The organism is Rhodococcus sp. Eu-32 (assembly GCF_003336925.1).
GTDB classification, from domain to species: domain Bacteria; phylum Actinomycetota; class Actinomycetes; order Mycobacteriales; family Mycobacteriaceae; genus Rhodococcoides; species Rhodococcoides kyotonensis_B.
Genome location: NZ_QGNK01000025.1, coordinates 1 through 21,113, shown reverse-complemented (window position 1 = coordinate 21,113; position 21,113 = coordinate 1). Strand labels below are relative to the sequence as shown.

Sequence of the window (21,113 nt, the reverse complement as noted above, 5' to 3'; positions counted from 1 at the left end):
CAGGGCTATTCTGAGGTTCGTCCGTACATCGTGCGCTTCAGACGCCGGTTTTCACCAGGGCATTCAAGTTGCTGCATCCGGGGGATTCCACGTCCGGGGTGGTTGACGTTCCTGGCTCGATTCCCATCCGCAACACACACGCGGCATCGGAATCGGTCGTCTGTCCGAAGCGTGTCGATCGTGAACGGCTACATCCGGGTTCGATACGAGATTCGAGCTGCGGAACGAACCCTCGACTGCGCAGACTGCGAGCGAGGGAAGGAAAGGACCTCCGTGACCGATACGGAACTGATCTCTGCGCCCGAGAAAACGCGCCGCGGAGCTGGCCTGTCCGGAATGGTGCTCACCGAGCTGCGTAGTCTCGCGGGAGAACTCGGCATCAAGAGCATCTCGGGCATGCGCAAAGGCGACCTGATCGCCGCAATTTCTGCACGTCAGGCAGGCGGTGCCGCGCCTTCGAAGATCGAAGCGCAGCCGAAGGCCGAGGCGGCACCCAAGACATCGCGTCGCGCTGCGGCTGTAGCGGACAAGGCTCCCGTCGACGACGCTCCGTCGGCCGCGCCTGCGGCGACCGACGATGCGGCCGAGGCACCGCGTCGCACGCGGGGACGTCGGGCTTCCGGTCGTCGTGCCGGTGCACCCGACCAGCTTCCGCTCGACGACACAGCTTCCTCCGAGTCGGCTTCCGAGTCCAGCGCTCCTGTTGCCGACAAGGAACAATCCGACAACGCAGCCTCCGAGCGTCCGCGTCGTGGCCGCGGAAACCGTGCCGACGGCGGCGCTCGCACCGAGGCTTCGGACAACGACACCGCGACGCGCGGCGACGGCAACCGTTCGGAAAACCGCGGCGACAACACGCGTTCCGAGGGCCGTGGGTCCGACAACGGCCGCGGCGACGGCAACCGGTCCGACGGTCGTGGCGACGGTCGTGGTGAGAACAACCGGAACCGTGGTCGTAACCAGGGTGACAACCGGGGCGAGAACCGAGGCGACAGCCGCAACGACAACCGGAACGACAACCGTGAAGACCGCAACAACGGTCCGCGGTCCGATCGTGACAACCGCGACAACCAGGACGACGACGGAGAAGGTCGTGGTCGTCGGGGTCGCCGGTTCCGCGAGCGTCGTCGTGGACGCGACCGTGACGGCGGCGGCAGCGAGGGCCGCGAGCGCGAGCCCGAGATTCGCGAGGACGACGTTCTCCAGCCTGTAGCGGGCATCCTCGACGTTCTCGACAACTACGCGTTCGTGCGTACGTCCGGGTACCTGGCGGGTCCGAACGACGTCTACGTCTCGATGAACCTGGTGCGCAAGAACGGACTTCGTCGCGGCGACGCGATCACCGGTGCCGTTCGAGTCGCGCGTGAAGGCGAACAGTCGAACCAGCGCCAGAAGTTCAACCCGCTCGTTCGTCTCGACACCGTCAACGGCGGCGACGTCGAATCGGCGCGCAAGCGTCCCGAGTTCGGCAAGCTGACGCCGCTCTACCCGAACCAGCGTCTGCGTCTCGAGACCACGCCGAACATCCTGACCACGCGCATCATCGACCTGGTCATGCCGATCGGTAAGGGCCAGCGTGCGCTGATCGTGAGCCCGCCGAAGGCCGGTAAGACCAGCGTTCTGCAGGCCATCGCCAACGCCATCTCGGTCAACAATCCCGAGTGCTACCTGATGGTCGTCCTCGTCGACGAGCGTCCCGAGGAAGTCACCGACATGCAGCGTTCGGTGAACGGCGAGGTCATCGCCTCGACGTTCGACCGTCCGCCGGGCGACCACACGTCGGTGGCCGAGCTCGCCATCGAGCGTGCGAAGCGTCTCGTCGAGGCCGGCCAGGACGTCGTCGTGCTGCTCGACTCGATCACGCGACTCGGCCGTGCGTACAACAACAGCTCGCCTGCATCGGGACGCATCCTGTCCGGTGGTGTCGACTCGACCGCGCTGTACCCGCCCAAGCGTTTCCTGGGTGCCGCGCGCAACATCGAGAACGGCGGATCGCTCACCATCATCGCGACGGCGATGGTCGAGACCGGTTCCACGGGTGACACGGTGATCTTCGAGGAGTTCAAGGGCACCGGCAACGCCGAGCTCAAGCTCGATCGCAAGATCGCCGAGCGACGCGTCTTCCCGGCCGTCGACGTCAACCCGTCCGGTACGCGTAAGGACGAGCTGCTGCTCAGCTCGGACGAGGCAGCGGTGCTGCACAAGCTCCGCCGCGTGCTGTCGGGCCTCGACTCGCACCAGGCCATCGATCTGCTGATCGACCGGCTCAAGAAGAGCAAGAACAACCTCGAGTTCCTGATCCAGGTGTCGAAGACCGCGCCCGGCGCGCTCGACGACTAGGCACCCGTGCGTGCGAATGTACAGCCCGCTGTACATTCGCACGCACGACTGGGAACAAGAGTCGAAGTGCTCGTGTTGAAGCACCTGTCAGTGAGCGATTAGCAGGTCAACCGCTCTCTCTGGCATACTGAACGGCCGAGTCCGGTTCCGGTTCACGTCCTCGAACGGCGAGGTCGACCCGGCGACCATTGGAAAGGGACACCATGAAGGCAGGAATCCACCCCGACTACACCACCACCACCGTGGTCTGTGGTTGCGGAAATACTTTCGAGACGCGTAGCACCACCGACAAAGAGCGCATCAACGTCGAGGTCTGCTCGCAGTGCCACCCGTTCTACACGGGCAAGCAAAAGATTCTCGACACCGGTGGTCGCGTTGCACGCTTCGAGGCTCGCTACGGAAAGCGCGCCGGCAAGAAGGCTGCAGCCGACAGCTAGCTGTTTCGCCGACGCCCGCCCTGTGCAGTTTGCAGGGCGGGCGTCGGCTTTTTTCATACCTATCGAGGATTCACGAGAGCGGAGCACACCCATGGCGAGGATGACGAAGCCTTCGGCCATCGACGACATTCTGGCCGAACACTCGGGCCTCGAGCAGCAGCTGGCGGACCCGGCGCTGCACAACGACCCCAGTGCTGCACGTCGTGCGGGTAAACGCTTCGCCGAGTTGGCGCCGATCATGTCCGTGCACGGCAAACTCGTCTCGGCACAGGACGATCTGGCCGCCGCCCGCGAACTGGCCGCCGACGACGCGTCGTTCGCCGCCGAGATTCCCGACCTCGAACAGTCGGTGGAGACGCTGGAGCAGACGCTCGCCGATCTGCTGGCCCCCCGCGACCCGCACGACGGCGACGACATCGTCCTCGAGGTGAAGTCCGGTGAGGGTGGCGAGGAATCGGCTCTGTTCGCGTCCGATCTGGCTCGCATGTACGTCCGATACGCGGAACGACGCGGCTGGCGCGTCGAGATCCTCGACGCCAACGTTTCCGACCTCGGTGGATACAAGGATGCGACGCTGTCGATCAAGACCAAGGGCGATTCGCTCGACGGCGTCTGGGCGCGACTGAAGTTCGAAGGTGGCGTGCACCGCGTACAACGTGTGCCGGTCACCGAGTCGCAGGGACGCGTGCACACCTCCGCGGCAGGCGTTCTCGTGTATCCCGAGCCCGAAGAGGTCGAGGAAGTCCAGATCGACGAGACCGATCTTCGTATCGACGTGTACCGCTCGTCCGGCAAGGGTGGCCAGGGCGTCAACACGACGGACTCCGCGGTTCGCATCACGCACCTGCCTACCGGAATCGTCGTCACCTGCCAAAACGAACGATCTCAGCTCCAGAACAAGGCACGTGCCATGCAGGTGCTCGCCGCGCGCCTGCAGGCCGCGGCCGAGGAAGCTGCCGACGAGGAAGCCGCAGCGGGTCGGGCCAGCCAGGTGCGGACCGTCGACCGCTCCGAGCGCATTCGCACGTACAACTTCCCCGAGAACCGAATCACCGATCACCGCATCGGATTCAAGGCACACAACCTCGACGCGGTCCTCGACGGCGAACTCGACGCGTTGCTAGACGCGCTCGGCAAGGCCGACCGCGAGGCTCGCATGCAGGCGGAATGACACTTCGTGGCACGCTGTACTCGTGACTCGTAAACCACTGCGCCTGGCCATTCTCGACGCCACCGGCAAGTTGGAGGCCGCAGGTGTCCCGAGCGCTCGCGTCGACGCCGAGTTGTTGGCGTCGCACATCGTCGGTGTCGAACGCGGCCGTCTCGGGCTCGTCCCCTTGGTCGAGCCCGAGATCATCGACGCGTACATGAAGACCGTCGAGCAACGCGCGAAGCGTATTCCACTTCAATACATCACCGGCACAACGGCTCTCGGCAACATCGACGTGGAAGTCGGTCCGGGAGTGTTCGTTCCACGCCCCGAGACCGAGCTGTTGCTCGGCTGGGCTCTGGCGTTTCTCGAACGCGTCGATACCAAGCCGCCCGTCGTCGTCGACTTGTGCACCGGCTCAGGCGCTTTGGCGCTCGCCGTGGCGAATGCCCGGCCGGACGCCGAAGTTCACGCCGTCGAAATCGATCCACCTGCTCTGGCGTGGGCGCGTCGCAACGCGGATCTGCGTGCGGAACAAGGGGATACGCCGATCACGCTGCATCACGGCGACGTCACCGACCGAACGCTGCTCACCGACCTCGACGGGCGCGTCGACCTCATCGTGTCCAATCCGCCGTACATTCCGCTCGGTGCGGAACTCGAACCGGAAGTCGTGGACCACGACCCGCATTGTGCACTGTTCGGTGGCGCGGATGGACTGTCGGTCATCGAGCCCATGATCGGGACGATCGCACGTCTGCTGCGCGTCGGGGGAGCGGCGGGCGTCGAACACGACGACTCCCACGGGCGCCAGGTGGCCGAGTTGTTCGAGCGCCGACGCATCTTCGCCGGGGTCGAGGAACACCCGGATCTCGCAGGACGGCCGCGGTTCGTCGTCGCGTCCAGAGTGGCCGTGTCGAAAACGGACGTGTCGGGCCACTGACGCACTCCCGCGAGCCATCTGCCGTCTCGCGGGAGGTGAGTGACAGGATAGGGGAGTGAGCACCGTCTACGACTGCCAGCAAGCCGATTCCCGGGCCGCCGGACTGACCGCTGCCCGAGGCGCCCTCAAGTCCGGTCGACTCGTCGTCATGCCGACGGACACTCTCTACGGCCTGGCTGCCGACGCCTTCGACAGCAGCGCGGTCACCGACCTTCTGCGCGCCAAAGGCCGCGGTCGCGACATGCCGGTACCGGTGCTCGTCGGATCCTGGAACACCATCGACGGACTCGTCCAGGGCGTCCGTCCGCGCACGCGCGATCTGATCAAGGCGTTCTGGCCGGGCGCGCTGAGCGTCGTCGTGCAGCAGGCACCGTCGCTGGCCTGGGATCTCGGCGACGCACAGGGCACCGTCATGTTGCGTATGCCGCTGCACCCGGTTGCGCTCGAGTTGCTGCGCGAGGTCGGGCCCTTGGCGGTCTCGAGCGCCAACATCTCCGGTCAACCGCCTGCGACGACGGTCGTGGAGGCTCGTGATCAGCTCGGGGGTTCCGCCGCGGTGTACCTCGACGGTGGACCGGCCGAGCACGCCGTCGCATCGACCATCGTCGACCTGACGTCGGAGAACCCGCGCATCCTGCGCGAGGGCGCCATCTCGGCCGACGCCGTCGGTGAGGTTCTCGGCGTGACGGCGGATAGCCTGCGGCAGGGGAGTGCTGCCACGTGACGACGCCCGACTTCTTCGGCCCCGACTTCACCGAGTTGGAGGCTGCCGATCCCGAGATCGCCGACGTCCTGCTCGGTGAACTCGGCCGTGTCCGTTCCGGCCTGCAGTTGATCGCGAGCGAGAATTTCGCGAGCCCCGCGGTCCTCACGGCACTGGGGAGCGTGCTCGGCAACAAGTACGCCGAGGGATATCCGGGCAACCGTTACTACGGTGGCTGCGAGGTCGTCGATCGCGCCGAGAACCTCGCTATCGAGCGGGCGAAGACGCTGTTCGGCGCCGATCACGTCAACGTGCAACCGCATTCGGGTGCCAACGCGAACCTCGCGGTCTACGCCGCGTTCGCGCAGCCCGGTGATGCGATTCTCGCGATGAGCCTGCCGCACGGCGGACATCTGACACACGGCTCGAAGGTCAGCTTCTCCGGCCGGTGGTTCACGCCCATCCCGTATCACGTGCGACGAGACACCGAACTGATCGATTACGACGAGGTCCGCGAGCTCGCCCTCGTCCACCGCCCCCGAATCATCGTCGCAGGGGCTACGGCCTACTCGCGCCTGATCGACTTCGCCGCCTTCCGTTCGATCGCCGACGAAGTCGGTGCAATCCTGTGGGTCGACGCGGCTCACTTCATCGGTCTCGTTGCCGGACAAGCGATCCCATCGCCCGTACCGTATGCGGACGTGGTCTCGGCGACCACGCACAAGGTGCTGCGCGGACCCCGAGGCGGGATGCTGATGTGCCGTGCGGAACACGCGCGCGCCATCGACAAGGCGGTCTTTCCGTTCAGCCAAGGCGGTCCGGCGATGCACACCGTCGCGGCGAAGGCCGTCGCGTTCGCCGAGGCATCGACCGTCGCGTTCAAGCGTTACGCGGGCGACGTCGTGTCCAACTCGGCAGCCCTTGCGTCCGGTCTGGTCGAGAACGGCATGCGTGCCGTCTCCGGCGGAACCGACACGCACCTCGCGCTGCTCGACCTACAGAACCTCGGAGTCGACGGCCGAACGGCCGAGGCGCGATGCGAGGCGGCAGGCATCACGCTGAACAAGAATGCGATCCCGTTCGACCCGGCTCCGCCCGCGGTCGCGTCGGGAATTCGTGTCGGCTCGGCAGCAGTGACGACGCAGGGGTTCGACGCGTCGGACATGCAGGCGGTGGCGACGCTCGTCGCGCGCGCTGTTCGCGCAGAGATGGGTACCGAGGCCGGTGACCGCGAGATCGCGTCGATCCGGGACGACGTCACGAACCTCGTGACCCGCAAGCCTGCGTACCCTCGCGCATGACGGTCGACGTACTCGCACAGCCGGGGCAGGGAGCAGGCGTCCCGATCAGGGAGTTGCTGCTGGTCTTCCTGACCGCGGCCGTCGTGACGTTCCTCGCGACCGGCGGAGTTCGCGTCCTCGCGATCAAGTTCGGAGCGGTCGCAGCGCCTCGCGAACGCGACGTGCACGTCACCCCCACGCCGCGGCTCGGCGGCACCGGCATGTACCTGGGCATGCTGGTCGCGCTGCTGTTCGCGTCGCAACTTCCGGCGTTGGCGCGAGGATTCGACTCGGAGTACACCCAGGACATTCCCGCTGCGCTGCTCGCGGGATGCGTCATCGTCGTCGTCGGCATCATCGACGATCGATGGGGTCTCGACGCTCTGACCAAGTTCGTCGGCCAGGTGACCGCCGCCGGTGTGCTCGTCGTGATGGGCGTGAGCTGGTACATCATCTACGTCCCGTGGTCCGACGTGCAGACCGTCGTGCTCGATCAGCTCCAGGCCGGACTGGTCACGGTGCTGGTGACGGTAGTGATGGTCAACGCGATGAACTTCGTCGACGGGCTGGACGGTCTCGCTGCCGGACTCGGGTTGATCGCGTCCATCGCCATCTGTGTCTTCTCGGTGGGCCTGCTGCACGAGCAGGGCGGCGACGTCGGCATCTATCCGCCGACCGTCATCGCAGCAGCGTTGGCGGGCGCGTGCCTGGGTTTTCTTCCGCACAACTTTCAGCCCGCCCGCATCTTCATGGGCGACTCGGGATCGATGCTCATCGGCCTGATGCTCGCGACGGTGTCGACGAGCGCGTCCGGCCGGATCCCGCTCGTCGCGTACGGCCCACGTGACCTGCTCGGTCTGTTGTCGCCGATTCTGCTCGTCGGCGCGGTCATGTTCATTCCCATCCTCGACCTGCTGCTCGCCGTGGTTCGGCGCACCCGCGCCGGTCGCAGCCCCTTCAGTCCGGACAAGATGCACCTGCATCACAGGTTGCTGCAGATCGGTCACTCGCACCGACGCGTCGTGCTCGTGATCTACCTGTGGGTGGGCGTACTGGCGTTCGGAGCTGTCGGGTCGTCGCTCATCGACCGTCGCGTCGTCGTGCTCCTGGTGGCGGCCGGCCTCGTGTTCGCGCTGGTGGTGACGGCCGTCCCCTCGGTCCGATTGGACCTCGCCCGACAGCGACGGCGCTCGCGCGCCGCTGGTCGAAGAGGGCGTCGGGCGTGACGTCGCGAGCCACTGGGTAGTCTGTGCGCCTGTGAGCTTCTCTCCAACGCCCGTGCCCGATCAGTCCGACACGATGCGCGCCGCGGTTCGCTACGGCGTGATCGGTCTCGTGGTGCTCGCCGTCGTCGGCGCAGTCGTCGCAACGCTGGTCGCGGGACTCCCCGGGTTGTGGGGAGCGCTCATCGGAGCCGCTCTCGGCGGCGGTTTCATCCTGACGACGGCGTTGTCCATCGCGTTGACGTCGAAGTTCCCACCGACCATGGCGGGCGCGGTTCTGCTCGGCGGGTGGATCGTCAAGATGCTGCTGGCCGTGGTGGTTCTCGCCGTCCTGAAGGACATGGATTTCTACAGCAAGGGCGCACTCGCAGGCGTCGTCATCGCGGCACTGGTTCTGGTGCTGGGTGCCGAGGTGTACGGCGTCGTGCGCACCAAGGCCCCCTATGTGGACGAACCCCCTGCGACGTCGGGGTCCGACGAGAAGTAGTACGACGATGTGTCGTAATCGGTCAAGAATCGGCCCCACCTACACATCGTCGTAGTTGTGTTGATAAAGTTCCGACCAAGTAAGTGGTGGACTGCCGCGAATGGGACATTTCGCGTGCACGAAGGCGCTTGCAGGTAACGAGAAGTTACCGAGTCGACGTGAGTCGCCGACACCCGACAGACGCTGGCCGACCTGAAAATCTGCCTCAGCTGCTGACGACCTCGAGCCGATATCGTCGACTTGATAGATCGTCAATGTCCGATCGAACCGCAGTCGTAGATGTCTGCGGCCCGAACACGGGAGAGACCGCTGAGCGTCACCAACTTGGCTGCGGAGTTCCACCCGCCGTCACTAACCGACTTCTTTCCTCCCGCTGTGTTGTTCGAAGGCACCCCCTTCGAACTCGACCGGCTGATGCTGATTCGCATTCTCATGACCCTCGTGCTGGTCGTGTTGTTCGCGTTCGCGATGCGAAGCCCGAAGGTCGTTCCGCGGGGTCTGCAGAACGGTGTCGAGTACATGCTCGACTTCGTCAAGGTTCAGATCGCCGACGAGATCCTCGGCAAGGAGCAGGGAAAGCGCTTCCTGCCGATCATCATGACGATCTTCTTCGCCGTGTTGTTCATGAACCTTTCCGGAATCATTCCGTTCCTGAACATCTCGCCCAACGCGCGAATCGGTATGCCGATCGTCCTTGCAGCGATCGCCTACGTCACGTTCAACTACGTGGGCATCAAGAAGTACGGCTTCTTCAAGTACGTGAAGAGCAGCATCGTGGTTCCGAACGTTCCGCCTGCCCTGCACATAATTCTGATCCCGATCGAGTTCATCTCGACCTTCATCCTGCGGCCGTTCACGCTGACCGTTCGTCTCATGGCCAACATGCTGGCCGGCCACCTCATGCTCGTGCTGTTCTTCAGCGCGACCCAGTTCTTCTTCTTCCAGGCCGCGGCGGGAATGAAGATTTTCGGCGTGTTCTCGCTTGCAGCGGGCTTCGGCTTCACGCTGTTCGAGATGCTCGTCATCGGTCTGCAGGCGTACGTGTTCGCCCTGCTGACCGCGGTGTACATCGATCTCGCGCTGCACGCCGACTCTCACTAGACCGCTCGACCGACAGATCTACCTGACCCACGCACCGACCGGTGATGGGCAACAGAAAGGGAACGGAAATCAAATGAGCCTCGCGTACCTGGCACAGGAAGTCACCGAGACCACCGTTACGGGTGGCGGCTACGGCGCCATCGGTTACGGCCTCGCAGCCATCGGACCTGGCATCGGTGTAGGCATCGTGGTCGGCAAGGCCATCGAGGGCATCGCGCGTCAGCCCGAGCTCCAGGGCACCATCCGTACCAACATGTTCCTCGGTATCGCGTTCACCGAAGCTCTCGCGCTGATCGGTATCGTCGCCGGCTTCCTGTTCGGTTAATTCGACATGGCAACCAACATCGCGATCTTGGCCGCGGAGGAAGGCGAGGACATCAATCCTCTCCTCCCCGCGACATACGACATCGTTTGGTCTTTGGTCTGCATCGCTGTCATCGGCTTCGTCTTCTGGAAGTACATCCTCCCGAAGTTCTCGGCCGTCCTGGCGCAACGTAGCGATCTGATCGAAGGCGGCATCAAGAAGGCCGAAGAGGCGCAGGCAGAGGCCAAGGCTGCTCTCGAGCAGTACCAGAAGCAGCTCGCCGACGCTCGGTCCGAGGCAGCGGCGATCCGTGAGGACGCACGCAGCCAGGGACAGGCCATTCTCGCCGAAATGAAGACGAAGGCGCAGGAAGAAAGCGACCGGATCGTGGCCGCAGGCCACAGCCAGCTCGTCGCGCAGCGTCAGCAGATCGTCACGGAACTCCGTGCCGATCTCGGACGCACGGCAGTGGAACTCGCCGAGAAGGTCATCGGAGAGCAGTTGTCCGACGAGGCGAAGCGCGCAGGCTCGATCGATCGTTTCCTGAGCGAACTCGACTCCGTCACGGCTGACTCTGCAGCCGGAAAGTGAGATGACCATGTACGCAACTTCTCGTGAGGCTCTTGCCCGCACGCGTTCGGTTGCGAACGATGCGCTGGGGTCTGCGTCGGCAGGTGCGGAAACTGCTACTGCCGCGCAGACCGGTGCAGAGCTCTTCGCTGTCGTCGAGTCCCTCGACGGTCAGCGCACGTTGCGTACCGCGCTGGCCGACGCGTCGGTTTCGGCGACTCGTCGCAGCGCTCTCGTGGAGGAGCTGTTCGCCGGACAGGTCTCCGAGATCACCGCTCGCATTCTGAAGAGCGCTGTCTCGGAGAGCTGGTCCAAGGCATCGGACCTGCTGAACTCATTGGTCGAGCTGGGACGTGAAGCGCTGCTTCGCGCCGCGGCAGATCAGAACCAGCTCGATACGGTCGAGGACGAACTGTTCCGCCTCGGCCGCATCGTCGCAGCCAACCCGTCGCTCGAGCAGGCTCTGTCGGATCTCGGCAAGCCGGTCCAGGCGAAGCGTGAGCTGCTCGGACGCCTTCTCTACGGCAAGGTGACCGCGGTCACCGAGGCCCTGGCGATCCAGGCAGTCAGTCGTCTGCGCACGACGGCTCCGGCCGACGCGCTCGACGCGCTGGCTGGGCAGGCGGCGAAGGTCCGTGACCGAGCTGTCGCTCATGTGCGGAGTGCGGCGCCGCTCAGCGACAGTCAGCTCGAAAAGCTGACTGCGACACTGACACGTACGTACGGCAAGCCCGTCACCGTGCACGTCGAGGTCGATACCGAACTGCTCAGCGGACTCGTGGTCCGGATAGGCGACGAGGTCATCGACGGTAGTGGGGCAGGACGCCTCGCTGCATTGCGAAAGACACTCAAGTAGTCCGAGTACGGACACCACAGTCCGAGGAAAAGCGTTTCGACGTTTCGAAGCGTTTGATACCGCGAACATCGAAGGAAGAGCAGGAAACAATATGGCGGAGCTGACGATCTCCTCCGACGAGATCCGTAGCGCGATCGAGAACTTCACCGCGAGCTACTCACCGGAGTCTTCCCGCGAGGAGGTCGGCACGGTTACCGACACGAGCGACGGAATCGCGCACGTGTCCGGGCTGCCGTCGGCGATGTCCAACGAGCTGCTGGAATTCCCGGGCGGCGTGCTCGGTGTGGCGCTGAACCTGGATGCCACCGAGATCGGTGCCGTCATCCTCGGTGACTACGAGCACATCGAAGAAGGCCAGGAAGTCAAGCGCACGGGTGACGTTCTGTCCGTGCCGGTCGGCGACGGCTACCTCGGCCGCGTCGTCAACCCCTTGGGCCAGCCCATCGACGGCCTCGGTGACATCGAGTCGACCGAGAACCGCGCACTCGAACTGCAGGCAGCGTCCGTGCTCGAGCGTCAGCCGGTCGAAGAGCCGCTGCAGACCGGTATCAAGGCCATCGACGCCATGACCCCGATCGGCCGCGGACAGCGCCAGCTCGTCATCGGTGACCGCAAGACGGGCAAGACCGCCGTCTGCATCGACGCCATCCTGAACCAGAAGGCCAACTGGGAGTCCGGCGACGAGAAGAAGCAGGTTCGCTGCATCTACGTCGCCATCGGCCAGAAGGGCTCCACGATCGCAGGCGTCAAGGCCGCGCTCGAAGAGCAGGGCGCACTGGAGTACACGACCATCGTCGCGGCTCCCGCTTCCGACTCCGCAGGCTTCAAGTGGCTCGCTCCGTACACCGGCTCGGCCATCGGCCAGCACTGGATGTACCAGGGCAAGCACGTCCTCATCGTGTTCGACGACCTGACGAAGCAGGCCGAGGCATACCGTGCCATCTCGCTGCTGCTGCGTCGCCCGCCGGGCCGCGAGGCTTACCCCGGTGACGTCTTCTACTTGCACTCCCGTCTGCTGGAGCGCTCGGCGAAGCTGTCCGACGAGCTCGGTGGTGGATCGCTGACGGCTCTGCCGATCATCGAGACCAAGGCCAACGACGTCTCGGCGTACATTCCGACCAACGTCATCTCCATCACCGACGGCCAGGTCTTCCTGGAGTCGGACCTGTTCAACAAGGGTGTTCGCCCCGCCATCAACGTCGGTATCTCCGTGTCCCGAGTCGGTGGCGCAGCGCAGACCAAGGGCATGAAGAAGGTCTCCGGTTCGCTGCGTCTCGAGCTCGCTCAGTTCCGTGAGCTCGAAGCCTTCTCGGCTTTCGCTTCCGACCTCGACGCGGCCTCCAAGGCACAGCTCGAGCGTGGCGCTCGCCTCGTGGAGCTGCTGAAGCAGGACCAGTACGCACCGGTTGCCGTCGAAGATCAGATCGTCTCGATCTGGCTCGCCGGCCAGGGCACGTACGACTCGGTTCCCGTCGGCGACGTTCGTCGCTTCGAGAGCGAGCTGCTCGAAGATCTGCACCGCAACGCCACTGGCGTCTACGACAGCATTGCCGGCGGCAAGGCTCTCGACGAGGACGCGCAGAAGGCACTGGTCGAGGCCACCGAGAAGTTCAAGGCAGGATTCCTGGACTCCGAGGGCAACCGCGTCGTCAACGAGGCAGAGGCGGACACGCTGAACCCGGACGAGGTCAACCAGGAGCAGGTCAACGTCACTCGCAAGACTGTCAGCAAGTAGGTCTGCGAGAGATGCCCAGTGTCGTTACGAGTAGAGAAGGGAGCGTGAACAGCTGATGGCAAGCATTCTCGAGCTGCGTTCCCGGATCAAGTCGGTCAACTCGACCAAGAAGATCACCAAGGCGCAGGAGTTGATCGCGACATCGCGAATCACCAAGGCGCAGGCCCGTGTTGCTGCATCGAAGCCGTACGCGGAAGAGATCACCAACGTGCTCTCCGCGTTGGCCAGTGCGTCCGGTTCGCTGGACCACCCGCTGCTGAACGAGCGGCCCGAACCCAAGCGTGCTGCAGTCCTGGTCGTCACCAGTGACCGCGGTATGTGCGGTGGTTACAACTCCAACGTGCTCAAGGAAGCGGAGGAGCTGTTCCAGCTCCTGCGTTCCGAGGGCAAGGATCCGGTCATCTACGTACTCGGTGCGAAGGGACTCACGTACTACACCTTCCGCGAGCGCGACGTGAAGGGCGCTTGGACGGGCTTCTCCCAGGAGCCCGGCTACGCCGACGCAGCGAAGGCCAGCAAGCACCTGGTCGAGCTCTTCATGGCGGGATCCGGTTCGGATGTCGATGCACCCAACGGTGAAGGCACCGTCGAGGGCGTCGACGAACTGCACATCGTCTACACGCGATTCGTGTCGATGCTGACGCAGAAGCCCGAAGTTCGTCGCATGGCTCCGCTGGAGATCTCCTACACGGACGAAGAGATCGAACTGGGTGCCGACGCACTCACCGACTCACCGTCCGCTTCGGAAGTCCAGGCGCAGTACGACTTCGAACCCGAGGCCGGAACCCTCCTGTCGGCTCTGCTGCCGAAGTACATCAGCACGAGGATCTACTCTTCGCTGCTCGATGCGGCTGCATCCGAGTCGGCCGCGCGTCGTACCGCCATGAAGGCCGCGACGGACAACGCGAACGAATTGGTCGAGAACCTGAGCCGTCAGGCGAACCAGGCTCGGCAAGCCCAGATCACCCAGGAAATCAGCGAAATCGTTGGTGGCGCGAACGCGTTGGCTGACAGCGCAGGAAGTGACTAAGCAATGACCGCAGCAGTAACCCAAGAGAACGCGAGCGGAGCGGACACTCAGTCCGGCCGTGTCGTTCGGGTCATCGGCCCCGTTGTGGACGTCGAGTTCCCGCGCGGCGCCATCCCCGCCCTGTTCAACGCACTGCACGCAGAGATCACGCTGCCGACGGTGGCGAAGACCCTGACGCTCGAGGTTGCGCAGCACCTCGGCGACAACCTGGTCCGCACCATCTCGATGCAGCCGACCGACGGTCTGGTTCGTGGCACCTCGGTGGCCAACTCGGGCAAGCCGATCTCGGTTCCCGTCGGCGACGTCGTCAAGGGCCACGTATTCAACGCCCTCGGTGACTGCCTCGACACCCCCGGACTGGGTCGCGACGGCGAGCAGTGGGGCATCCACCGCAAGCCACCAGCCTTCGATCAGCTCGAAGGCAAGACCGAGATCCTCGAGACGGGCATCAAGGTCATCGACCTTCTGACCCCGTACGTGAAGGGTGGAAAGATCGGTCTGTTCGGTGGTGCCGGCGTCGGCAAGACCGTTCTGATCCAGGAAATGATCACGCGTATCGCTCGCGAGTTCTCGGGCACCTCGGTGTTCGCAGGCGTCGGTGAGCGCACTCGCGAGGGCACCGACCTTCACCTGGAAATGGAAGAGATGGGCGTCCTTCAGGACACCGCCCTCGTCTTCGGCCAGATGGACGAGCCGCCGGGCACGCGTATGCGCGTCGCCCTGTCCGCACTGACGATGGCGGAGTACTTCCGCGATGTTCAGGGCCAGGACGTTCTGCTCTTCATCGACAACATCTTCCGCTTCACGCAGGCAGGTTCCGAGGTGTCGACCCTTCTGGGACGTATGCCTTCTGCCGTGGGTTACCAGCCGACGCTGGCGGACGAGATGGGTGAGCTCCAGGAGCGCATCACCTCGACCCGTGGACGTTCGATCACCTCGCTGCAGGCGATCTACGTTCCCGCCGACGACTACACCGACCCGGCGCCTGCGACGACGTTCGCCCACCTCGACGCCACGACCGAGCTCTCGCGTCCGATCTCGCAGATGGGTATCTACCCCGCTGTGGACCCGCTGAGCTCGACGTCGCGAATCCTCGAGCCCGGCATCGTCGGTGCAGAGCACTTCCGCGTCGCCAACGAGGTCAAGCGAATCCTGCAGAAGTACAAGGAACTGCAGGACATCATCGCCATCCTCGGTATGGACGAGCTTCAGGAAGAGGACAAGGTTCTGGTCGGCCGCGCACGCCGTCTCCAGAAGTTCCTCGGCCAGAACTTCATCGTCGCCGAGAAGTTCACCGGTGAGGCCGGCTCGGTCGTCTCGCTGGCGGACACGATCGAGGCGTTCGACAAGGTCACCAAGGGCGAGTACGACCACCTTCCCGAGCAGGCCTTCAACAGCTGTGGTGGTCTCGACGACGTCGAGGCTGCAGCGAAGAAGATGGCCGGAAAGTAGCCCGACGTGACATCTGCGGAAACGAACGGCATGGAGGTCGCTCTCGTCGCGGTCGAGCAGAAGCTGTGGTCCGGCAACGCGACCCTGGTGAGCGCTCAGACGACCGAGGGCGAGATCGGCATCATGGCCGGCCATGAGCCCGTACTGGGCCAGCTCGTCGAGGCAGGGACGGTGTCCATCACGACGACCGACGGGGGGAAGATCGTGGCTGCAGTTCACGGTGGCTTCCTGTCGGTCACGGGCAAGACCGTCACCGTTCTGGCGGAGTCCGCGGACTTCGCGCAGGACATCGACGTCGAAGCAGCTCGTGCAGTATTGGACGCAGGCGGTGACGACAAGGAAGCTCTCGCAATCGCGAAGGGCCGAATTCGCGCTGCCGAGCGCGCCTAGGTATTCGACAGCAAGCCGCGACGAGGTCTGTGATGCACATCGGAGTGATCGTTCTGATCCTTCTGGTAGTGCTGCTCGCAGGCCTCGTCGCGGCTTTTCTGTACCGTCTGAACGTGCTGCGGCGCGGTGGTACCGCGGCCATCATGCGCGTGACGCCGGTCGCGGGTGGCAGTGGCTGGCGCCACGGCGTCATCCGCTACGGCGACAACACGATGGTCTTCTTCAAACTGTCGAGCCTGAAGCTCGGACCCAACCATCGGATGGCACGTCAGGGCATCGAAGTGGGTGCCAGGCGCACGCCCCGCGACAACGAGTTCGACATCATGTCCGACGAGATCGCAATCCTCGAACTCTCGGATCGAGGCAAGACCTACGAGATCGCTCTCGACCGCGGTGCGTTGACCGCGTTCATGTCGTGGCTCGAATCCCGGCCGTCGGACCGCTCGAAGCGCGGCCGACCGGCTGCGTAGGTCGCTTCTGCAGGCTCCGCTCCTGCCCGCCTATGTCGCTTCTGCAGGCTCCGCTCCTGCCCGCGTAGTTATTCGGTAGAGCGCGACGCTCCCGGAACCCATTGGACGTCTCCGTCCGGATTCGCATACCTGCTCAGGATGAACAGCAGGTCCGACAATCTGTTCAGATACTTCGCCGGCAGTGCGTTCGTCGTGTCGGGGCTCGCGTCGACCGCAGCCCATGCAGCGCGTTCTGCGCGACGGCACACCGTGCGTGCAGCGTGCAGGAGAGCTCCCGACGGGGTACCACCGGGCAGGATGAACGACGTCAGTGGCTCGAGATTCTCGTTGAACTCGTCGCACCATGCTTCGAGGCGATCGATGTAGCTCTGGTCGATACGCAGCGGTGGATATTTCGGGTCTTCGACGATCGGAGTGGACAAGTCCGCACCCGCGTCGAACAGATCGCTCTGGATCGTGCGAATCACGTCGGCGACCTGCTGCGGCGGATTACCAAGAGCCAGAACAACTCCCAAGCTTGCGTTGGTCTCGTCGCAGTCGGCGTACGCGACGAGGCGTGGGTCGTTCTTGGTGACTCGTGAGAAGTCGCTGAGTCCTGTGGTGCCGTCGTCGCCGGTACGCGTGTAGATGCGGGTGAGGTGCACAGCCATGAAGTCACGGTACCGCTCGGATGCCGTCGCGCTTCCCTGGCTACGCTGTCGAATTGTGAGTGAACGCTTTTTGGTATCCGGAGGAAACCGACTCGTCGGCGAGGTGTCGGTCGGGGGCGCCAAGAACAGCGTTCTGAAACTGATGGCGGCCGCGCTGTTGGCGGAGGGCACGAGCACCATAACCAACTGCCCGGACATTCTCGACGTACCGCTGATGGCCGAGGTGCTGCGCGGCCTTGGCTGCGATGTCGAGCTCGAAGGCGACGTCGTCCGCATCACGACGCCTGCCGAACCGAAACATCACGCCGACTTCCCGGCTGTTACCCAGTTCAGGGCGTCGGTGTGCGTGCTCGGCCCGCTCGTCGCGCGGTGCAGGCGCGCAGTGGTTGCGCTTCCGGGTGGCGACGCCATCGGCTCGCGGCCTCTGGACATGCACCAGTCCGGCCTGCGGCTGCTCGGCGCCCACAGCGAAATTCAGCACGGCTGCGTCGTCGCGGAGGCCGACGAGCTGCGCGGCGCCAACATTCGCTTGGCGTTCCCGTCCGTCGGCGCGACCGAGAACATCCTGATGGCGGCTGTGCTCGCCAAGGGGGAAACGGTCATCGACAATGCCGCGCGCGAGCCGGACATCGTCGACGTCTGCAACATGCTCAACGAGATGGGCGCCAACGTCACCGGAGCGGGCACGTCGACACTGACCATCAAGGGTGTCGAATCGTTGAAGCCGACCACCCACCGTGTCATCGGCGACCGCATCGTCGCGGCGACGTGGGGTATCGCAGCGTCCATGACGCGTGGCGACGTCCGAGTGCGCGGCGTGAACCCGAAGCACCTGTCTCTGGTACTCGACAAGTTGCGCGCGGCCGGGTCCGAGGTGACCTCAGAGCCCGACGGTTTCCGCGTCGTCCAGCACGAGCGTCCGACTGCCGTGAATTTCGCGACGCTGCCGTTCCCCGGATTCCCGACGGATCTACAGCCGATGGCCATCGGTCTTGCGGCCGTCGCGAACGGAACGTCGATGATCACCGAGAACGTTTTCGAAGCGCGCTTCCGGTTCGTCGAGGAAATGATTCGACTCGGAGCCGACGCGAGAACCGACGGTCACCATGCGGTCGTGCGGGGGGTGCCGCAGCTGTCGAGCGCGCCGGTGTGGTCGTCGGATATTCGAGCCGGCGCGGGCCTCGTCCTCGCGGGTCTGTGCGCCGACGGCGTCACCGAGGTGCACGACGTCTATCACATCGACCGCGGCTACCCGCGGTTCGTGGAGAACCTGACCGCCTTGGGCGGCAACATAGAACGCGTCAGCTGACGCGTTCTACAGGCTCTTCCCTTCGAAACTTGCTGCGACACCAGGCGTTTCGAGTCAGCGGGTCACGGAGTCGAGGGCACTCGTGAGCACATCGAGGCAATAGACGAGGTCCTCGTCGGACAGGGAGCCGTAGCCGACGAGCAAACCGGCGATCGGGGACGGGCTTCTGGTCGAACTCGCGAGCGTGTCGACGTCGACGCCCTCCTCGGCCGCCATACGGGCAACGTCGGTCGCAGTGTGTTCGGGTAACAGCAGCGTCGTGTGCATCCCGGCGCCGACGCCGCGCAGTTCGCCGTAGGGCGCGAGTGCCGCGGTGACGCGGCGGTCGCGCTCTCGGTAGCGACGGCGCGCCGCTCGGACCGTCCGATCCCACTCGCCGTCGCGCAGCAGCGACGCCATCGCGTTCTGAACCGGCACGGAGGGGTAGTCACCGGTGTCGGCGCGCACGGACGCGATCTTTTGGACGATGTGCGGTGGTGCGACGAGCCATCCGAGTCTGATGCCGCCGCCGAACGTCTTCGCGACGGTCCCGAGATAGATCGTGCGATCCGGTGCGAACTCCGCAATCGTCGGCAAAGGTGCTACGTCGTAACGGAATTCGGAGTCGTAGTCGTCCTCGATGATCATGACGTCACGCGTTCGCGCGAAGTCGGCGAGGGCTCGTCGACGGCCCACCGGAAGCAGTCCTCCCGTCGGATGTTGGTGCGACGGCGTGACATACACGGCGCGTGTCTGCGCTGGCGCGGAATCGAGGTGGTCGGGCACCATTCCGTCGGCGTCGACGGGGACGTCGAACAGCGACCACCCGGCGCGACGAGCGGTCGTCGTTGCGACGCGATAACCCGGATTCTCATGAGCGAGCACGGGAGAGTCGTCGACTCCGGGGTCGGCAAGCGCGGCCAGTGCGAGGCCGAGACCGTGCATGCTGCCGGTGGTGACGACGACCGAGCTCGAGTCCGTGTGCAGGCCGCGCGCCCTGGCCAGCAGGTCGACGACGGCGTCGCGCAACCGCGGCTCACCGAGTGGGTCGGGATAGATCTGCGGGTGTGGAGCAGCGCCGGCGTCGCGCCATGCACGCTTCCACGCTGTAGGGAGTCGAGGCGGGATCCACGGGGTGCCCGTCCCGAGTCGTATCCGACGGCGGTGGGTGGTGGCGGTGGGCGGGGGAGAGGACGCTGTCCTCCCAACTCGGGTCCCGGTGGACGAGGAGATGCGGCGCACGTATGTACCGGACCCGCTACGCGCTTCGATCCACCCTTCAGCGATCAATTGTTCGTAGGCCTGCTCGACGACGCCTCGAGCCACGCCGATCTCGCCGGAAAGCGCTCTGCTGCTGGGCAATCGAGTGTTACCACGGATCTCGCCGTCGCTGATCGCGGACCGAATTCGATCGGCGATCTGGACCGGCAAGGTACGCGTACCCGACCGATCGAGCGTGATCGTGAGCGAAGACGGCAACATCGGATGCTCCCAACACCTGCACAGTGGCCTATGGAAAATCGCGTTCAGTGGACCATGACATCGGGCCAGTTGTCGACAACGATCGACGAGGTGAGCATCTACGAGACCCCGTTGTCGCCGACGCCCAGAACGACGATCAAACGTGGCCGAGGCCGTGCCCGTAGCGATCGCGCCGACCTGGTCGACGTGCTCGCGTCGTCACGCATCTGTCACATGGGCGTGGTTGTCGACGGCTCCGTGCGCGTCCTACCCACTGCGTATGGCGTCGATCTCGACGGCCCGGACCGCGGTGGAAGCCTGTATCTCCACGGATCGGTCGCGGCCAGGAGTCTGGTCGACGCACCCGCTGGAGAATTTGCGTGACGGTGACGGCGCTCGATGGGCTCGTACTGGCGAGGTCGGCGTTCCATCATTCGATGAATTACCGGAGTGCGGTGGTGGTCGGAACCCCCCGAGTCGTCACCGACCACGGCGAACGCGTGCGTGCACTGAACGCGATCGTCGATCAGGTCGTCGAGGGGAGAAGCGCGCATCTCCGTCCCCACACACGCAAAGAGCTGGCGGCGACGGCGGTATTGGCGCTTCCTCTGTACGAGGCGTCGGTCAAGTCGCGGGCCGGTGATCCGGTCGACGACGCCGCCGACATCGAGGCGGGGGGAGTGTGGGCCGGCGTCGTCCCGATGGTCGAAACGGTGGGCACACCGCGGATTGCCTCGGATGTCGAGACGAATGTTGCTGTGCCGGAGCATGTTCGAGCGATATCAGTGCGCCGAAGGTAGAGGTATGTCCGGCGTCACAGTCGACGGTTTCCTTCAGCGTGGGCTGGAGAACGCCCCTCGCGCATCCGCTACCTGCGTAAACGTGGGGAGTTGTCGACGCGACCTGGGGATTTGCGTGGTGCAGTCTGCTCGCGTAACTTTTGTCGAGTCAGAGCGACACGGACACCGACTCCGAGCCGAGAGGCCGGAGACAACGAGGTTGTACGGAGTGCCTGATATAGCGTGTCCCCCAAGAGTCGGAAGTTTGCTTCCGAGACCAAGCTGGGATAGACTGGAACAGTTGCCCTTGATGCTGGCAGGCGTGAGTCTGCGAGTGGATGGTGTGCGCGTGTTCTTTGAGAACTCAACAGTGTGTCGATGAATGTCAGTGCCGAATGTTTTTGGCGCTCATGCCTTGTGGGGTGTGGGTGTGACGTCTTCTTGCTTCATTCTTCCCGTCTGGG

At 64.6% G+C, this 21,113-nt stretch carries 20 protein-coding genes and 1 pseudogene; 19 read left to right on the top strand and 2 right to left on the bottom strand.

The window, feature by feature from the left end:
* The first annotated feature begins 273 nt into the window (after window positions 1-273).
* The 17 genes from rho (at window position 274) to DK926_RS22980 (ending at window position 16,471) form a co-directional block, all read left to right on the top strand.
* Complete coding sequence (rho, locus tag DK926_RS23065) at window positions 274-2,340, top strand: transcription termination factor Rho (RefSeq protein ID WP_114332367.1); 2,067 nt, start codon at window positions 274-276, stop codon at window positions 2,338-2,340.
* A 203-nt stretch (window positions 2,341-2,543) separates the two neighbouring features.
* A complete protein-coding gene (gene rpmE, locus DK926_RS23060; RefSeq protein ID WP_068429399.1) occupies window positions 2,544-2,777 on the top strand; it encodes a 50S ribosomal protein L31 in 234 nt (77 codons plus the stop codon).
* A 91-nt stretch (window positions 2,778-2,868) separates the two neighbouring features.
* Window positions 2,869-3,948 carry a peptide chain release factor 1 gene (gene prfA, locus DK926_RS23055; RefSeq protein ID WP_068429396.1) on the top strand — a complete coding sequence of 360 codons (1,080 nt, stop codon included), beginning with the start codon at window positions 2,869-2,871 and terminating at the stop codon, window positions 3,946-3,948.
* 22 nt (window positions 3,949-3,970) lie between these two features.
* Window positions 3,971-4,870 carry a peptide chain release factor N(5)-glutamine methyltransferase gene (prmC, locus tag DK926_RS23050; protein ID WP_114332329.1) on the top strand — a complete coding sequence of 300 codons (900 nt, stop codon included), beginning with the start codon at window positions 3,971-3,973 and terminating at the stop codon, window positions 4,868-4,870.
* Between the two features lie 55 nt (window positions 4,871-4,925).
* Complete coding sequence (locus tag DK926_RS23045; RefSeq protein ID WP_068429390.1) at window positions 4,926-5,594, top strand: L-threonylcarbamoyladenylate synthase; 669 nt, start codon at window positions 4,926-4,928, stop codon at window positions 5,592-5,594.
* Window positions 5,591-6,874: a serine hydroxymethyltransferase gene (gene glyA / locus DK926_RS23040; RefSeq protein WP_114332328.1), complete on the top strand. Its 1,284-nt coding sequence runs from the start codon at window positions 5,591-5,593 to the stop codon at window positions 6,872-6,874. Before DK926_RS23045 ends, glyA begins: the two co-directional genes overlap by 4 nt.
* Complete coding sequence (locus tag DK926_RS23035) at window positions 6,871-8,079, top strand: MraY family glycosyltransferase (protein WP_068429384.1); 1,209 nt, start codon at window positions 6,871-6,873, stop codon at window positions 8,077-8,079. The genes glyA and DK926_RS23035 overlap by 4 nt, the downstream gene beginning before the upstream one ends.
* 73 nt (window positions 8,080-8,152) lie before the next feature.
* Window positions 8,153-8,563 (top strand): hypothetical protein, encoded by a 411-nt coding sequence (locus DK926_RS23030; RefSeq protein ID WP_243636983.1) that lies wholly within the window; start codon window positions 8,153-8,155, stop codon window positions 8,561-8,563.
* 279 nt (window positions 8,564-8,842) lie between these two features.
* Entirely contained in the window at window positions 8,843-9,664 is an 822-nt protein-coding gene (atpB, locus tag DK926_RS23020) for a F0F1 ATP synthase subunit A (protein WP_174551474.1), read from the top strand.
* Window positions 9,665-9,737: 73 nt separating this feature from the next.
* Window positions 9,738-9,989, top strand: coding sequence for an ATP synthase F0 subunit C (locus DK926_RS23015; protein ID WP_019667280.1), 252 nt, complete (start codon window positions 9,738-9,740; stop codon window positions 9,987-9,989).
* A 6-nt stretch (window positions 9,990-9,995) separates the two neighbouring features.
* Complete coding sequence (locus tag DK926_RS23010) at window positions 9,996-10,559, top strand: F0F1 ATP synthase subunit B (RefSeq protein ID WP_068429375.1); 564 nt, start codon at window positions 9,996-9,998, stop codon at window positions 10,557-10,559.
* Between the two features lie 7 nt (window positions 10,560-10,566).
* Window positions 10,567-11,394 carry a F0F1 ATP synthase subunit delta gene (locus DK926_RS23005; RefSeq protein WP_114332366.1) on the top strand — a complete coding sequence of 276 codons (828 nt, stop codon included), beginning with the start codon at window positions 10,567-10,569 and terminating at the stop codon, window positions 11,392-11,394.
* A gap of 91 nt (window positions 11,395-11,485) precedes the next feature.
* Window positions 11,486-13,129 carry a F0F1 ATP synthase subunit alpha gene (atpA, locus tag DK926_RS23000; RefSeq protein WP_114332326.1) on the top strand — a complete coding sequence of 548 codons (1,644 nt, stop codon included), beginning with the start codon at window positions 11,486-11,488 and terminating at the stop codon, window positions 13,127-13,129.
* Window positions 13,130-13,184: 55 nt separating this feature from the next.
* The gene (locus DK926_RS22995) at window positions 13,185-14,159 is read left to right on the top strand and encodes a F0F1 ATP synthase subunit gamma (RefSeq protein ID WP_068429369.1); all 975 of its coding nucleotides are present in this window, start codon (window positions 13,185-13,187) and stop codon (window positions 14,157-14,159) included.
* 3 nt (window positions 14,160-14,162) lie between these two features.
* Window positions 14,163-15,611, top strand: coding sequence for a F0F1 ATP synthase subunit beta (gene atpD / locus DK926_RS22990; RefSeq protein WP_114332325.1), 1,449 nt, complete (start codon window positions 14,163-14,165; stop codon window positions 15,609-15,611).
* 30 nt (window positions 15,612-15,641) lie between these two features.
* Window positions 15,642-16,001, top strand: a complete 360-nt coding sequence (locus DK926_RS22985; protein WP_114332324.1) for a F0F1 ATP synthase subunit epsilon — start codon at window positions 15,642-15,644, stop codon at window positions 15,999-16,001.
* 32 nt (window positions 16,002-16,033) lie between these two features.
* On the top strand, window positions 16,034-16,471 hold the full coding sequence (locus DK926_RS22980) for a DUF2550 domain-containing protein (RefSeq protein ID WP_114332323.1): 438 nt from the start codon (window positions 16,034-16,036) through the stop codon (window positions 16,469-16,471).
* A 68-nt stretch (window positions 16,472-16,539) separates the two neighbouring features.
* Here the strand turns inward: DK926_RS22980 and DK926_RS22975 are convergent, their stop codons facing one another.
* Window positions 16,540-17,121 (bottom strand): cob(I)yrinic acid a,c-diamide adenosyltransferase, encoded by a 582-nt coding sequence (locus DK926_RS22975; RefSeq protein ID WP_114332322.1) that lies wholly within the window; start codon window positions 17,119-17,121, stop codon window positions 16,540-16,542.
* Window positions 17,122-17,176: 55 nt separating this feature from the next.
* Between DK926_RS22975 and murA the strand changes: the two genes are divergently transcribed.
* Entirely contained in the window at window positions 17,177-18,430 is a 1,254-nt protein-coding gene (gene murA, locus DK926_RS22970; protein ID WP_114332321.1) for a UDP-N-acetylglucosamine 1-carboxyvinyltransferase, read from the top strand.
* A gap of 54 nt (window positions 18,431-18,484) precedes the next feature.
* On the opposite strand, the gene DK926_RS22965 is transcribed toward murA, so the two are convergent.
* Complete coding sequence (locus DK926_RS22965) at window positions 18,485-19,891, bottom strand: PLP-dependent aminotransferase family protein (RefSeq protein ID WP_114332320.1); 1,407 nt, start codon at window positions 19,889-19,891, stop codon at window positions 18,485-18,487.
* Window positions 19,892-19,945: 54 nt separating this feature from the next.
* On the opposite strand from DK926_RS22965, the pseudogene DK926_RS22960 reads away from it, so the two are divergent.
* Window positions 19,946-20,670, top strand: a pseudogene (locus tag DK926_RS22960) (pyridoxamine 5'-phosphate oxidase family protein).
* The last annotated feature ends 443 nt before the right edge of the window (window positions 20,671-21,113 follow it).

Bases quoted from the DNA above. Each gene is read 5' to 3' on its own strand.
- rpmE (WP_068429399.1), top strand. From the start codon at position 2,544: ATGAAGGCAGGAATCCACCCCGACTACACCACCACCACCGTGGTCTGT.
- prfA (WP_068429396.1), top strand. From the start codon at position 2,869: ATGGCGAGGATGACGAAGCCTTCGGCCATCGACGACATTCTGGCCGAA.
- DK926_RS23035 (WP_068429384.1), top strand. From the start codon at position 6,871: ATGACGGTCGACGTACTCGCACAGCCGGGGCAGGGAGCAGGCGTCCCG.
- DK926_RS23030 (WP_243636983.1), top strand. From the start codon at position 8,153: ATGCGCGCCGCGGTTCGCTACGGCGTGATCGGTCTCGTGGTGCTCGCC.
- atpB (WP_174551474.1), top strand. From the start codon at position 8,843: ATGTCTGCGGCCCGAACACGGGAGAGACCGCTGAGCGTCACCAACTTG.
- DK926_RS23015 (WP_019667280.1), top strand. From the start codon at position 9,738: ATGAGCCTCGCGTACCTGGCACAGGAAGTCACCGAGACCACCGTTACG.
- DK926_RS23010 (WP_068429375.1), top strand. From the start codon at position 9,996: ATGGCAACCAACATCGCGATCTTGGCCGCGGAGGAAGGCGAGGACATC.
- DK926_RS23005 (WP_114332366.1), top strand. From the start codon at position 10,567: ATGTACGCAACTTCTCGTGAGGCTCTTGCCCGCACGCGTTCGGTTGCG.
- atpA (WP_114332326.1), top strand. From the start codon at position 11,486: ATGGCGGAGCTGACGATCTCCTCCGACGAGATCCGTAGCGCGATCGAG.
- DK926_RS22995 (WP_068429369.1), top strand. From the start codon at position 13,185: ATGGCAAGCATTCTCGAGCTGCGTTCCCGGATCAAGTCGGTCAACTCG.
- atpD (WP_114332325.1), top strand. From the start codon at position 14,163: ATGACCGCAGCAGTAACCCAAGAGAACGCGAGCGGAGCGGACACTCAG.
- DK926_RS22985 (WP_114332324.1), top strand. From the start codon at position 15,642: ATGGAGGTCGCTCTCGTCGCGGTCGAGCAGAAGCTGTGGTCCGGCAAC.
- DK926_RS22980 (WP_114332323.1), top strand. From the start codon at position 16,034: ATGCACATCGGAGTGATCGTTCTGATCCTTCTGGTAGTGCTGCTCGCA.
- DK926_RS22975 (WP_114332322.1), bottom strand. From the start codon at position 17,121: ATGGCTGTGCACCTCACCCGCATCTACACGCGTACCGGCGACGACGGC.
- DK926_RS22965 (WP_114332320.1), bottom strand. From the start codon at position 19,891: ATGTTGCCGTCTTCGCTCACGATCACGCTCGATCGGTCGGGTACGCGT.